Origin of the sequence: Flaviflexus massiliensis, assembly GCF_001375495.1 — a bacterium.
GTDB lineage: Bacteria > Actinomycetota > Actinomycetes > Actinomycetales > Actinomycetaceae > Flaviflexus > Flaviflexus massiliensis.
On record NZ_LN831058.1, the window covers coordinates 1007749 to 1021875 of the forward strand.

Genomic DNA, 14127 nt, shown 5'->3' on the forward strand with positions numbered 1-14127 from the left:
CTGAAAAGTGATCGCGGGACGTGACACGATGAACGGTGCATGCTAGTCGTGACCCCAGACGTACATAGGGTTGCAAACAGACGTACACAGAGATGAGAGACGAAAGAGAAGATGACAGAGGTTAAGAAGTTTACTGATTCACTGGACGACTTCATTGCGATCCCGAGGGTGACGGGACTGGAATCGAGGCACGGACGCAGCGTTGCGTCCGTTGCCACCCTCTCGAAGAAAAAGGACGCCTACGTGACCCGCCTCGTTGAGATCGGGGAGCAGCTGAAGCCGCTCACGCGCTCAAAGAAGGGTGACAGCCTCGCCGCGATCGGTGAACGTGGCGAACTCTATTTCACCTCGAAGAGGGACGATGAGTTCAGTGAAGAGGAGGTTCACGACACACTGTGGATGCTTCCTCCCGGCGGTGAAGCACGGGTTGTGCTGCGCAGACCCGGTGGAATCAACTCTGTCACCACGGCGGGTGGAAAACTCATCATCTCCGCCAATACCTTCGCGAATGTAAAGGACGAGGAGGAAAACCTCAAGGTAGCTAAAGACCGCAAGGAACGCGGAGTCACCGCCATCCTCCACGAGTCCTTCCCCGTCAGGTTCTGGGACCACGACCTGGGCCCCACCTACCCTCGGCTTTACGAAGCGGAACTGCCGAGCCTTGACGGTGAGGACGAGATTGAGCTCAAGCCCATCGCCGTTCCCGCAGGGAAACTGGCCGGTGTGCGAGTCTCGGACGATGCAGACACGATTCTGGTCACGATCGAAAACCTCGTGAACGGCACGACGCAGGTCAACTCTGTGTACTCCATTGTTGGCGGCGAGACGACCCTGATTGCGGGTGAGACGGAGCCGAGCGAGCCCGGACAGTCGGTGACCGAATACCGCGGCGGGGCCATCGCCCCATCCGGAAAGCATGCGATTATTAGCGCCTCAAACGGCAACCGCGACGGGTTCCCACTGCGCAGCTGGCTGGAAATCTACTCCTTTGAAACAGAAACAAAGAAGGTCCTGACCGAATCCTTCGATGACTGGACGTCGGAAACGCTGTGGCTTGATGACGAGACAATCATTGCCACCGCAGCCCGCAAGGGCAGGGGCTCCGTCTATCGGGTCGATGTGGCATCCGGGGAATTCACGCTCCTGACGGACGATGACTACCACTACTCCAACATCGGGATCATTGACGGTGTCTTGCACTGCTTGCGCGATTCGATCATCGATCCTGCCACCCCGGTCACGATTGATCCCCAGTCCGGCACAGTGACTGAGCTACCTCGTCTTACCCCGGAAGTGACCGTTACTGGGACTCTGACCGAGGTCACAACGCAGGCGGAAGATGGTACGGACCTGCGGGCCTGGCTCCTGCTTCCCGACACCGATGAGCCCGCCCCCTTGGCGGTGTTTGTGCACGGCGGTCCCTGGGGTTCATGGAATGGGTGGACCTGGCGCTGGAACCCGGGACCGTTCGCGGCCAAGGGCTATGCGGTGCTCATGCCGGATCCGGCGATCTCCACCGGATACGGTCAAGCCATGATCGATCGCGGCAACGACCAACTCGGAGGAACTCCCTACACGGATATCCTCGCCCTCGTTGACGAAGCCGAGAAGCGCGACGACATTACAGGGGAGAACACTGCACTTCTGGGTGGTTCTTACGGTGGCTACATGGCGAACTGGATGGCGGGGCACACCGGAACCCGCTTCTCCTGCATCGTCTCCCACGCCTCCCTGTGGAACATCGACATCATGGGCAGGACCACCGACAACGGTGAGTGGCACGAGTGGATGGCCCCCACCCAGGCCGGTAGATACTCGCCGCACAGGTTCGTATCCGGTATCGAGGTTCCCATGCTCGTCATACACGGAGACCGTGACTACCGTGTGCCCGTTTCCCAGTCACAGGCGTTGTGGCATGCGCTCCTGCGAGACTCGAAAGCGGAGGGACACAAGTTCCTCTACTACCCGGATGAGAACCACTGGATCCTCAAGCCATCCAACTCCCGAGTCTGGTACGAAACGGTCCTGGCCTTCCTCGACCAGCACGTCCGAGGAAACGGCTGGAAGCGTCCCGAACTCCTCGGCTAACGAAGATAATCCCATCTGAGATCCTCACCGGCCCGCCCCAGCTATGTACTGGGTGCGGGCCGGTCCCGTTTCTATCGGGTCCAATCCGGTCTTATCCGGTTTCTATCGAGCACACGATATTGTTACCCGCCCGGTGGCGCCGTATTGATACCTGCACGGCGAGGCCGTGAGTGGGGTTAACAGCTCCCCGACATGCGTAATCTCGTAGACCGGCACCAGGTTTGCGACGGGTGTGGGAACGTGAGGATGGGCAAGAAAACGGTCGCGGGGCGGTGAGTTTGCGCCCCATCCTGCTACTGTGGCGATGAACCGGAGGGCTTGAGAAAGGACGGGGATGAAGGTTGTACTCACCCGCAAAAGATTCATTGCGGCCACGGCACTTCTGACAGCGGCTTACCTCGTTGTGCTCATCACCTGGGCTTACGTCACCCCAGCATTCCGTTCCCCGGATGCTCCCATGCACTACAACTCGATCGTCCGGATCCTGAACGGTGGAGGATGGCCGACCCCGGGAACTGCCCTCATCGATGAGGAAGTGCTTACCATTGGTAAAGAGGGCGGCCTCGTTGCGGCCGATGCCCCCGGATTCAAGCAAAGGTACTTCCACACCGTCCCGGACGGCCTGATCCACGGTAACGGTCACCTGTTCCCGTGGATTGAGCCCATGCCGGAAGAAAATCGCACGATCCCCGTTTTCGGTGACGGCTACACCTCGGGTGTGGACCAGATGACTCAGCATCCGCCCGTCTACTACGGGATCGCTGCGGGCTACCTCAAAGTGATTGGTGCAGATGACTGGCAGTGGGATGGGCAGCTTCTTGCACTCCGCATTCTGTCTGCCCTCATGGTCGTGTGGGTCGTGCCCGCGACCGTATATATTGCGCGAAGGACGGGGCTAGGCAGGCGGCTATCGCTGTTCGCGGGACTGGGGCTCTTCGCGGTCCCGCAGCTCGCTCACGTCGGCTCCTCCATCACCAACGATTCCCTCTATATCTTCATGGGTGTCCTCGTGCTCGTTCAGGCAGCTCGGGTTCTCTTCGGCCACCCAACCAAGAAGGACGTTATTCTCTCTGGCGTACTGCTTGGCCTCGGACTGTGGACGAAAGCAACCTTCCTCGTCTTCGGACTCGTCGTGGGACTCTCCTTCGTGCTGACGAGGGCGGCAATGCCTGCGGCACGCCGCTGGGGCTACGGTATTGGCGCGGGTCTTCTCGGCGTTCTCATTGGCGGATTCTGGTGGATCAGGAACCTCATCGTTCATGGCTCCCTCCAGCCGTCCGGTATGAAAATCAACCAGACAACCTGGGGTGCCGAAGGACCCAGTGTGCAGGACTTCCTGCCGATCGCCTTGACAGATTTTGTCGAATCCTTCTGGGGCAAGTTTGGTTGGCTGGAGATTCCACTCCCCGGCTGGCTAATCCCCACCCTCACTCTGTGTGCGGGGGCGATGGCCGTCATCGGATTCGTCTCGGCCCGAGGACGGCGCGTAGCTCTCACCGTGCTTTTCCTCTTCCCTGTTCTGATCTTCGCGATCATTCTCGCCCAGTCGTGGATGAACTACGTGTACACCGGCCAGGTGGCTGGGATGCAGGGCAGGTACGTGTACCCCGGGATCTCCGGCCTGGCAGTTCTCGTGGCCTGGTCTTTCGTGGCGCTCCGTCGCCAACTCGAACCCCGTTTCGCCCAGGTGGCCGAATACCTCTACGCGATCGTCACCCCGGTCATCTCCCTCTATGGAATCTGGTGGATGCTTCAGACCGTCTACCGGGACAACAACGCCTCGCTGAAGTTCTCGTGGATCACGTGGGATAGCTGGTCGATTGCCACGGGAGCAACTCTGAAACTGTGGATCGGTGCCACAATTGGTGTTGCCCTCGTCCTCATTTTCGGGGGCTGCTACCTCGCTCGCTCCTGCAAACACGGAGACACTCCACCGGCGCACATCTACCCGGTGGACCGGGACTACGAATCACTCGAACGCCGCGACAACCCAGCCAAGCACAAGGCAACAGGTGGTGCATTGCTGCAGTCTCACGAACCCGACCAGGATTCGGCTCTTGTTGGCACCGGCGCCACGGCGACGCTGGTGGCAGAGACCGACACTGAGCCCGTACCGACCGACTCGGTTACCGCTGACTCCTCAGAGGCTGGGCCCGAAACCGAAGCGGTTGTGAGCAACGCATCCCCGGCAATAGATGATGCGGCGGTCAGCGCGGATGAGTCGGGTATTGATGAGGGGGTGCGTCTTCCGGAGCATCGCATGCCGGGCGGTAGCGTCCCACCCGAGAGCTCCCCGTCGCCCGCGGACGAACCCGGTCCGGCACCGGAAAAGGACACGGACTGACGGGATTCCCGCATGTCTACCTGCCTGCAAGTAGACTCCATATTAGGTGCGTGTGAGCCTGTCGAATCGCTTACATATGAAGAAAGTCATCGCGGAATACCAGCCCGGTTTCTATAATCTCTAAAGGTTAGGGAGATTGAAGGAAGAATTATGAAAGTTTTTGTGCAGGTGCCATGCCTCAACGAGGAAGAGACACTGCCGGCCGTGCTGGAGTCGATCCCGAAAGAAATCCCGGGTGTAGATTCGGTAGAAATCCTCATTATTGATGATGGTTCGACCGACCGCACCATTGAGGTAGCCGAGTCCTATGGAGTGAAGCACTTCGTGCGTCACCCGCGCAATCAGGGACTGGCTCGTTCCTTCCGTGACGGCGTGGACTACGCTCTCGCTCACGGCGCCGACATTGTCGTGAACACCGACGGTGACAACCAGTACCCGCAGGAACGCATCCCGGACCTTGTTGCCCCGATCGTTGCCGGCCGCGCCGACATTGTTATTGCCGACCGTCAGACCTCCAAGATCGCCCACTTCTCCAAGTTCAAGAAGCTCATGCAGAACGTGGGATCCCGCGTCGTGAACCGGGCCGCTGGAACGGGACTTCCCGATGCCGCCTCCGGTTTCCGCGCCTACTCGAAGGCGTCGCTCTACCGCCTCAACGTGGTCACCCAGTTCTCGTACTGCATGGAAACAATCATCCAGGCAGGTAACAAGCGACTGCGGATCGAATCCGTTGCGGTCACCACGAACCCGAAGACCCGCGAATCGCGCCTGTTCAAGAACATTTGGCAGCACATGTACAAGTCCGGTCTTGCGATCGTGCGCTCCTTCCTCATGTTCAAGCCCCACGTGATTTTGGGATGGCTGGGCGGGCTCATGATGATTGCCGGCCTCGTTCCCTTCGTCCGATTCTTTATCTTCTGGGTGCAGGGCGAAGGCGGCGGACACATTCAGTCCCTCATCCTTGGATCTGCCATGCTCGTCGGCGGCCTCCTCTCCCTGGCGCTCCTCGTGATCGCGGACCTGTTGCGCACGAACAGGGTGCTGCTGGAGGACCAGCTGGAACGCATCAAGGAAATCCAATACGGCGCGGACCCGGTCACGGAAGATCCGGAAACTGAGGGGCCCGAGGGTCTCTCCATGGAAAGGGAAACGGCCGAGAACCAATGAGGAAGCGCCGGCCTCGAGTACTTGTCCTTGCATCCACGTTCCCCGCGCACCCGGGGGACGGAACCCCCGAATTCGTTGGGGATCTCGCCATCGAACTGGCAAAGACAATGGATGTGAGAGTGCTTGTCCCGGCTATTCCCGGAGCCGATAAGGTCAGCACCTATGAGGGGGTCGAGGTGCATCGCTTCCGGTTCTTCCCACGCAAGTGGGAGGACCTGGCAGACGGTGCGATCCTCGAGAACCTCCGAGGAAATTGGACACGCGCACTCCAGATCGTGCCCTTCCTCCTTGCCCAAACCATCAGTGTTGCGAAACATCTGCGCGAGTTTCGGCCCGATGTTCTGCACGTCTTCTGGATCATCCCGCAAGGCTTCACCGCCTACCTTGTGACACGGAAAATCCCCGTGCTCCTCACCACCCTCGGTGGTGACCTCTACGCGCTCGTGGATACCCCGATCCGCCCTATCATCAAACGCATCGTCAAGCACGCGAAGCACACGACGGTCATGAATGAGGAAATGAAGGGGAGGGTCGAAAGCCTCGGCATCTCGCCCGACAAGGTGTCGGTTGAACCAATGGGCTTTGATCTCTCAGGAATCGTGCCCCATACCGTGCGCGACACTGACACCGTCGAGATCCTGTTCGTTGGCAGGCTCGTTGAGAAGAAGGGGCTCACACACCTCCTCAACGCACTGAAAGACACGGACCTGTCATATTCACTGACCGTGGTGGGGGATGGGCCGCTGACCGAACAGTTGATGCAGCAGGCGAGTGGCATGCCCGTCGACTTCGTTGGTGCCCTGCCCAAGGAAGAACTGAGAAAGCGATACTCGCAGGCAGACGTGATCGTCCTGCCCTCAGTGAAGGCAGTATCGGGAGACCAGGACGGTTTGCCCGTCGTGCTTCTGGAAGCCCTCGGATCTGGCCTGCCCGCGATCGCCTCCAATCTTTCCGGCATCGATTCCGTCATTACCCACGAAGAGAGCGGGCTTCTGGTCGAACCAGGAAACGAGACCGAACTACGGTTCGCGATCGAACGACTCGCCGGTGATACGAAGCTGAGGAAGAAGCTGTCGGAAGAGGGCCAGCGCAGGGTTGAGGAACGCTCCACGCCAGCTGTTGGCAAACGCTACGCCCAGTTGCTGAAGAAGGTGGCTGGCCAATGAGAATTGGAATCGTTGGTGCACACGGCTTCATAGGAAGTGCCCTCCGCGAGGAACTCCACGATCACGAGGTGGTCGAATTTACTCGGGAACGACCCATCACGTCCGAGAAGGGTAGGACAGCAGCTGCTGACCTGGATGCTGTTGTGTGGGCGGCCTCGTCCAATACTCCCGCAACACTTGCCGCCAATCCTGGCAACGCGGAGCAAGAAGTCCGGGAGTTTAGCGAAGGCCTCGACCTGCTAAGCGACCTGAACCTGGATCGGTTGATCGTCCTGTCGTCCGGAGGCACTGTTTACGGTCATGCGCCGACACCGCACGACGAGGGAACCCAGCTCGAACCGGTCAGCGATTACGGAAAGTTGAAGGCGGAGATCGAGCGGGTTGCGAAAGAGAAGTGCCCGAACGTCACCATCCTCAGGCTTTCCAACGTGTACGGACCCGGCCAGGAAGGCGCTGGGAACCAGGGCGTGCTTGCCCATTGGCTGACCGCGATCGCCAATGGCGATCAGCCTGTCATCTACGGCGACCCGGAGATTGCACGAGACTACGTGTACGTGGGGGATGCTGTGCGGGGCATCCGTGCCGCACTCGAACGGGATGTTCGTGGCACGGCAATCAACCTTGGCTCGGGAACGCCAACGAGCCTCAATGAACTTCAGAGCATCGTTGCCGACGTAACGGGAATGGTCGGCGGAGCCGACCTGAAGCCCGGACGGCCCTACGATAATCGATCAACTTGGCTACGGATCGAGCGCGCACGGGAGCTCCTCGACTGGGAGCCCACCGTGTCACTGCAGGATGGGATTCGACTCATGTGGAAATGGAAGGAGCAGGCATGAAAATTCTTGGTTTTGGTACATACAATGCTTCCGTCCATCCACGGATCGGAATTCTTTTGGAGGGCCTCAGGGACGCTGGACACAACGTCAACGAGCTCAACGCGAAGCTGACGGTCAACACCGAATCCCGGGTTGCCGCGCTGTCCTCCCCATCTGCCGCGATCGGTTTCTTCACGCAGCTTGCCAAGAACTGGGCTTCTCTCGTCAAGGGAAGCTTCAAGTATCGGGGAGCCAACAAGCCAGACATCGTTGTCGTGGGCTACCTCGGCCACTTCGATGTTCTCCTTGCGAGAATACTGTTCCCCACCACGACGATCGCCCTAGACCACCTGATCTATGCCGCCAATACGGCCGAAGACAGGGGAGCGAAGAACAGGATCCTGCAGGTGGGGCTCTCGGCCCTTGACCGCCTTGCTCTGACAACCGCGAACATCGTTGTCTACGACACGACCGCGCACGCGGACCTCGCTCCACCATCCCTCCAACACAAGGGTGTCGTTGTGCCCGTTGGGGCTCCGGATACTTGGTTTGAGGCAAGGAAGGACGAGCCGAAACACGGGGTTGTCTTCTACGGCCTCTACACGCCGCTCCAGGGAACCCCCTACATTGCGGAGGCCCTGCGGATCCTGGCAGATGAGGGCGAGCTGCCTCCCGTCACGATGATCGGTACGGGACAGGACTACGACGAGGTGCGAAGCATTGTTGGGGATGCACCGGTGACCTGGCTCGACTGGGTAGATTCTGCAGAATTGCCCGAAATCGTAGCGAACCACACGATTGGTCTCGGCATTTTCGGAACGACTGTTAAGGCTCAGCGTGTTGTCCCCAACAAGGTTTACCAGTCAATGGCGGTTGGCCTCGCAACGATTACCTCGGATACGGAACCGCAGCGCGCAATGCTCGGTGAATCAGCCACCTATGTGCTGCCGGGTGATGCTCGGGCCCTCGCAAACGCGATCCGTGACCTCAGCAGGAACAAGGATCTCCGTGACGAGATGAGGCGGCGTGCCGGTGAGGTAGCCGACCGGGAATTTACCCACTCTTCCGTGACCCTTCCACTTTCGAATCGACTCTCATGAAAACTGTCATTGCCACCCTCCGGTCCCCGGCGTTCCGGGCGTTCTTCATGCTCGCGGCGGTCGCTGCTGGCGTGTGGGCCGTGGTCTCGAATTGGGATGAAGTATCGGCCGCCCTCCAACAGCTCGACTGGTGGATCGTCGCAGGCTCACTCATCGTGTCCATCATCTTCGTCATTTTGACGATGCTGGCATGGCGGACGCTGCTGAACGATTCTGGAGAGCCCGTCGGTGCGGCCCCTGCGCGCAGGATCTTTTACGTTTCCCAGGTCGCCAAGTACCTACCGGGCGGGGTATGGAACTTTGTGGCAGCTGCGGAGATGGGTGCTGACTACAATATTTCGCGACGCCGTTCCGTCACCGTTCTCCTCATGTCCATGGCAGTCTCGGTCGTCACCGGACTGGCTCTCGCAACTGTCGCGATCGTGTTCGGGCCTTCGGATGTGGCGGGCCACTACTGGTGGGTCCTCCTCGTCCTCCCCGTTTTTATTGTCATTTTGTATCCCCCCGTTCTCAACAAGCTTGTTGATTCGGGACTCACCCTGCTCAAGCGGGAGAAGCTGGAGCAGCCTTTTACGGGGAAGGCCATCGGCATTGCCGCACTGTATGCCACCCTGAGTTGGGTGGTGGCTGGCTTTCAGGTGTGGGCGATCCTCACCGGTCTCGGTAACCCAGCCAGGCTCGATACGTACTTCCTGACCTTGGGCGGGTACGCACTTGCCTGGGTTGTTGGGTTCCTTGTTTTCTTCATCCCCGCCGGTGTTGGCGTGCGTGAAGTGGTGCTGGGTGTCACGCTGACCGGACTCGTTTCCTCGGGAGACATCGTCGTCGTGGTGCTCCTCAGCCGTATTCTGTTCACGATTGCTGACCTGGTGCTGGGACTCGGTGCCTCGGTCAGGATGCGCCGCGATGCTAGGAGAGCTGCCAATGACCCGTCGTAGTTTCGTGCGAGCCAGCGTGCTCCTCACCTTCCTGGTCGTCATCCTCCAGTCCGTCTGGGCACTTGCCATGCCGGCCTTCCGGGGCCCGGATGAGCCGCACCACGTGAACTCAATCATGAGGATCGCGAGCGGGAATGGCTGGCCCGAGCCGGGCGACGCCATGATCGACACGAAAATGATCGAGGCCGGTCGCGAGGCCGGGATCATCACGCCAGGAGCAAACGACTTCACGTCGAAGAACCGCACGAGGCTCTTCCACGGTTCGCCGATCAACCAGTACTTTGCTGACACTCTGGTGGAACCGCACGAGCGACGCTCCAGCATCTACCCTGTCGAGGTGGCTGCCGAGGGCGCGCTTGAAGTAGATCAGATGACCCAGCATCCACCGCTCTACTACGCGGGCGGTGCCCTCGTGGTGAAGGCACTGGATTTGGAGGATGCACCGTGGGACCGTCTCCTCCAGGTCCTACGCCTCTACGGAATCATCCTCACCATCCCGGTCGTTCCGTCATTTATTTACACTGCACGCAGGCTTGGGGCAAGCAGGCGTTGGGCACTCCTTGCCGGCCTTATTCCGCTCTCCATTCCCCAGCTATTCGGCACCTCCGGTGTTGTCACGAACGACACGTTTGCAATCGGTGCTGGGGCGTTGGTCATGGCGGCGATCGCAAAGGCAGGGACCGAGCGTATTAGCCCGAAGACCGTTGCACTCGTAGGTGGGTCTCTTGGCCTTGCGCTGTGGAGCAAGGGACTGCTGCTGGCGCTGGGCTTGCCTCTCGTCCTGATCTTCATGCTCGCCAAGAATGAGACCTGGAAAACGAAGATCACGGCAACGCTAGTTGCGGGGGTGAGTGCTCTTGCCATTGGCTGGTGGTGGATCCTCAACATCGTTCGGTACGGAGTGATCCAGCCCGCGGGCTACCACAGGGATCCGCCGCTTGACTGGGATCCTGCCATGGCTGAATTCAGCCACTTCTTCACGATCGCCTTCCGCACCTTCACGAATTCCTTCTTCTCCTCCTTCGGGTGGCTGGAGGGGACCTTCCCGCGCATCGTCACCTACGTGTTGTTCACTGTTCTTGTCATTGCCGTCCTGTGGAGCTTGATCCGTGCGGGCCGTACCAGAACGACCTACCTCATTCTGCTCTCGCCCTTCATCGGCCTCGTCATCCTGCTGTACCTGCAGGGTTGGTCGAACTACCTGTCGACCTCGGTTGTGGCAGGTGTGCAGGGCCGCTACCTCTACCCCTGCATTGTCGCCTTTGCCGGGATCGTCCTCGGCCTGCGCTACTTCGGTCGGTGGGGTTACCGTCTGACGGCGCTCTACACTGTCGGTGTTGGAGTCTTTGGATTCCTGTGGCTGATGCGCAGCTCCTACCCGGGCGAGACCTGGGCGAACCTTGATCGCTTCGCCTACGTTGCCGGAATCTCCGTCCCCGTCCTCGTCGTGGTCTTGACAATCTATGTGCTGGTGAACCTCGCGATCCTCACCTTGGCATTTTTGTGGGCACGCCACGCCCATGAGCCCGATGCGTTCGATGGCAAGGTGGCAACGTTGGAGGAACGCGGAGTTGACGACAGGGGAGAGGGGCTGCCAGCAAGCCCTTCGTACGCGCCCGCCCACGGCCACTCTGGGCACCGGGAGAATACTGAGTTCAACGAGGTAGCACCCGTAGCGGAATCGCCGTCCCAGGGGCGCCTGTGAAAATCTCGGCCGTGGTGGTGACCTACCGTCCCGGCCCCATAGGTGAGCTCCTCCACGCACTGGCCAAGCAGTGCGACCAGGTCATTATCGTGGACAACACTCCCGGTGGAGACAGTACCCTTGCCGAGTTATCGGAAGCACTCGGAGCCGTGCTACTACCCCTTGGGGAGAACATGGGGATCGCGGTAGCACAAAACGTAGGGATCGACTACGCCCTGAAGGACGGGGCAGATGCTGTTCTGCTCTCCGATCAGGACTCAATCCTAGCGGGCGGGATGGTTGCCACCCTTGCTCAGCACCTGCGCCCCGGCATTGGTGCCGTGGGCCCCGTCCCGGTCGAGGGCACCGATGTGCTGGTCTACACCGATCACGAGTATGGACCAAAACGCCCTGCCACTCTCCCCGATACGGACGAGATCGAGGTTTCCTTCCTCCTCGCCTCCGGATGCTTGATCCCGGCCGACGTCCTTGACGACGTTGGCACCATGAACAGCGCGCTCTTCATTGACCACGTGGATCTGGAGTGGGGGATGAGAGCCCGGAGGGCCGGGTACCGGTTGCTTGCGATCCGGGATGCGGTGCTCGAACACAGGCTTGGCGACAGCGTGGTCAAGGTACCGGGCAGAGCCCAGATCGTGCACGTCCACGGACCGCTACGGAACTACTACCTCATTCGCAACACCATCGCCCTCATCAAAACCTCGCTCCTGCCGATCAAGTGGCGGATCCGGTACGTGTATTGGATCGTGCGATTCGCGGTTTTCAATTTGCTCGTCAACCCCGACAGGATCACGAGACTCCACTATGTGGTGCGCGGATTCAACGACGGTTGGAAGGGACGCTTGGGCCGCTATGGAAACTAGTGTGGAACGAAAAGGGACACGGGACGTGAGCAAACGTTTCTTCATTGGGGCAACCGGACTCCTCACCCTCATCGTCGTCCTCTTCCAACTGGTGTGGGCAGTGTCAATGCCCTCCTTCCGTGGCCCCGACGAACCCCACCACGTTAACTCGATCATGCGGCTCGCTAATGGTGGGGGATGGCCGGCACCGGGCGAAGCGAAGGTCGACACGGCAATCCTCAAGGCCGGTAAAGAGGCCGGCATCGTCACCTCGAAGGCCACCGACTTCGTGGGGCTCTCCCGCACTCGTCTCGCGAACGACCGGCTTCCCGAGGCTACGAAAGCACCGTTCCCCACAAAGTTCCGCAACGTTCAGGTAACCCCTCACGAGGACCGGTCGAGCATCAGCAACGTCCTGCGTCTCGACCCGGACGCGACCGAGGTTGATCAGATGAGTCAGCACCCGCCGGTGTACTATGCGGGCGGGGCGTTCGCGGTCAATCTTTTCGATCTGGACGAGCAACCCTGGGACCGTACCCTGCTTGTTTTGCGGATCTACGGGATCCTCCTGACAATCCCGGTGGTTCCCTCGCTTGTCTACGTGGCTCGTAAGCTCGGGTCTAGGAGGACGTGGGCGCTCGCGGCAGGTTTTATCCCATTCGCCATACCCCAATACTTTGCGATCACCGGTGCGGTCACGAATGACACTCTCGCGATCGGACTGGGTGCCCTCACGGTTGCGGCTCTGACCAAGGCCGGTGTGGAAAGGATTTCGTGGAAGACGATCCTCCTCGTGGGACTATCCCTCGGGCTTGCCCTGTGGAGCAAGGGCCTGCTCCTTGCCTTCGGACTCGCTCTCATCCTCGTTTTCGCACTGAAAAATCACGAGACCTGGAAGACCCGTCTCATCGCGATCGGCACGTCGGGAATCCTCGCCCTGGCGGTCGGGTGGTGGTGGATTCACAATCTCCTACGCTATGGAGTCATCCAACCCTCCGGCTTCAAACGGAGCGTACCGAGCGACTGGGACTCGAGCTCGGCCGACATCTTCCACTTCCTCACCCAAGCCATCAAATCCATTACCACATCGTTCTTTTCGAGCTTCGGGTGGTTGGAGGCTGACTTCATGGGCTGGTTCACGACGATCCTCACCGTTGTGTTTCTCGCAGGTCTCATCTGGGGCGGGATCGAGGTAGGTCCGCACCGCCGCACCTACCTCGCCATCCTGGCCCCGGTTGGTGGTCTTGTCCTCCTGCTGTTGGCGGAGTCCTGGTCCACGTACTCAAGCTACGGAACGATCGCGGGCGTCCAGGGACGCTACCTGTTCCCGATACTCGCGGCCTTCGCCGGCATGGTTCTCGGACTGCAGAAGCTGCGCGGCAAGACCCTCCTCATCGTGACGGGATTATCGATCGGTGTGGGATCTTACGGCTACATTTTCCTTCTTAACAGTGCCTACCCGGGATATCCGTGGATTGACTTCACTCGTTTCACGCTCGTCACGGGACTGAGTGAGGTGACGCTGACGTTGATCGTGGAGGGCACGGTCGTTCTCCTTCTTGGTGCCCTCGCACTCGCCACCGCCATAGCACTTAAGGAAAACAATCTGTGTCTTGATAAGGAAAATGCGATTGGGGCGAATACTCGTGAGACGAATGTTCTCGAGGCGAGGGATGTAGCGCAGCAGGCCGTGACAGTGAAACAGACAAACCAACATGCCCACAAGGGCGCCCCCGAGCCTCAACCTGTTTCTGACCCGGCCGACACCGGAGATGAGCCCGATACGGTTACGTCACGTGCTCGTCATCCCTTCAATGACCCGGAAACTGTTGACCAAGCCAGTCGTCACGATGCTGTTTTGTCACAGCCCTGTGACTCCGTAGAAACGAAATAGTGGAAGATCGACGTACTCGAGACTAAGTAATGGTTTTGAGCCACCTAGTAGAAATTAGGTCATAA

Annotated in this window: 10 protein-coding genes; all 10 read left to right on the forward strand. The window is 59.7% G+C overall.

The features are described 5' to 3' along the window. The first annotated feature begins 111 nt into the window (after nt 1-111). The 10 genes from BN1241_RS08595 to BN1241_RS08640 all read left to right on the forward strand — a co-directional run bounded on the left by BN1241_RS08595 (nt 112) and on the right by BN1241_RS08640 (nt 14062). Nucleotides 112-2088 carry a S9 family peptidase gene (locus BN1241_RS08595; RefSeq protein ID WP_054953204.1) on the forward strand — a complete coding sequence of 659 codons (1977 nt, stop codon included), beginning with the start codon at nt 112-114 and terminating at the stop codon, nt 2086-2088. 334 nt (nt 2089-2422) lie between these two features. Then, entirely contained in the window at nt 2423-4432 is a 2010-nt protein-coding gene (locus tag BN1241_RS08600; protein WP_054953205.1) for a DUF2142 domain-containing protein, read from the forward strand. Nucleotides 4433-4582: 150 nt separating this feature from the next. Continuing rightward, nucleotides 4583-5599: a glycosyltransferase family 2 protein gene (locus BN1241_RS08605; RefSeq protein ID WP_054953206.1), complete on the forward strand. Its 1017-nt coding sequence runs from the start codon at nt 4583-4585 to the stop codon at nt 5597-5599. Further along, nucleotides 5596-6765, forward strand: a complete 1170-nt coding sequence (locus tag BN1241_RS08610; protein WP_054953207.1) for a glycosyltransferase — start codon at nt 5596-5598, stop codon at nt 6763-6765. The genes BN1241_RS08605 and BN1241_RS08610 overlap by 4 nt, the downstream gene beginning before the upstream one ends. After that, entirely contained in the window at nt 6762-7604 is an 843-nt protein-coding gene (locus tag BN1241_RS08615; RefSeq protein ID WP_054953208.1) for an NAD-dependent epimerase/dehydratase family protein, read from the forward strand. The genes BN1241_RS08610 and BN1241_RS08615 overlap by 4 nt, the downstream gene beginning before the upstream one ends. After that, on the forward strand, nt 7601-8683 hold the full coding sequence (locus tag BN1241_RS08620; protein ID WP_054953209.1) for a glycosyltransferase: 1083 nt from the start codon (nt 7601-7603) through the stop codon (nt 8681-8683). Before BN1241_RS08615 ends, BN1241_RS08620 begins: the two co-directional genes overlap by 4 nt. Further along, nucleotides 8680-9621 carry a lysylphosphatidylglycerol synthase transmembrane domain-containing protein gene (locus BN1241_RS08625; RefSeq protein WP_054953210.1) on the forward strand — a complete coding sequence of 314 codons (942 nt, stop codon included), beginning with the start codon at nt 8680-8682 and terminating at the stop codon, nt 9619-9621. Before BN1241_RS08620 ends, BN1241_RS08625 begins: the two co-directional genes overlap by 4 nt. After that, nucleotides 9608-11326 (forward strand): DUF2142 domain-containing protein, encoded by a 1719-nt coding sequence (locus tag BN1241_RS08630; protein WP_054953211.1) that lies wholly within the window; start codon nt 9608-9610, stop codon nt 11324-11326. Before BN1241_RS08625 ends, BN1241_RS08630 begins: the two co-directional genes overlap by 14 nt. Then, a complete protein-coding gene (locus BN1241_RS08635; RefSeq protein WP_054953212.1) occupies nt 11323-12189 on the forward strand; it encodes a glycosyltransferase family 2 protein in 867 nt (288 codons plus the stop codon). Before BN1241_RS08630 ends, BN1241_RS08635 begins: the two co-directional genes overlap by 4 nt. Before the next feature lie 25 nt (nt 12190-12214). Then, a complete protein-coding gene (locus BN1241_RS08640; protein ID WP_187117620.1) occupies nt 12215-14062 on the forward strand; it encodes a DUF2142 domain-containing protein in 1848 nt (615 codons plus the stop codon). Nucleotides 14063-14127: the final 65 nt, after the last annotated feature.

Excerpts from the sequence above, each read along its gene's own strand:
- BN1241_RS08595 (WP_054953204.1), top strand. The coding sequence starts at position 112 with ATGACAGAGGTTAAGAAGTTTACTGATTCACTGGACGACTTCATTGCG.
- BN1241_RS08600 (WP_054953205.1), top strand. The coding sequence starts at position 2,423 with ATGAAGGTTGTACTCACCCGCAAAAGATTCATTGCGGCCACGGCACTT.
- BN1241_RS08605 (WP_054953206.1), top strand. The coding sequence starts at position 4,583 with ATGAAAGTTTTTGTGCAGGTGCCATGCCTCAACGAGGAAGAGACACTG.
- BN1241_RS08610 (WP_054953207.1), top strand. The coding sequence starts at position 5,596 with ATGAGGAAGCGCCGGCCTCGAGTACTTGTCCTTGCATCCACGTTCCCC.
- BN1241_RS08615 (WP_054953208.1), top strand. The coding sequence starts at position 6,762 with ATGAGAATTGGAATCGTTGGTGCACACGGCTTCATAGGAAGTGCCCTC.
- BN1241_RS08620 (WP_054953209.1), top strand. The coding sequence starts at position 7,601 with ATGAAAATTCTTGGTTTTGGTACATACAATGCTTCCGTCCATCCACGG.
- BN1241_RS08625 (WP_054953210.1), top strand. The coding sequence starts at position 8,680 with ATGAAAACTGTCATTGCCACCCTCCGGTCCCCGGCGTTCCGGGCGTTC.
- BN1241_RS08630 (WP_054953211.1), top strand. The coding sequence starts at position 9,608 with ATGACCCGTCGTAGTTTCGTGCGAGCCAGCGTGCTCCTCACCTTCCTG.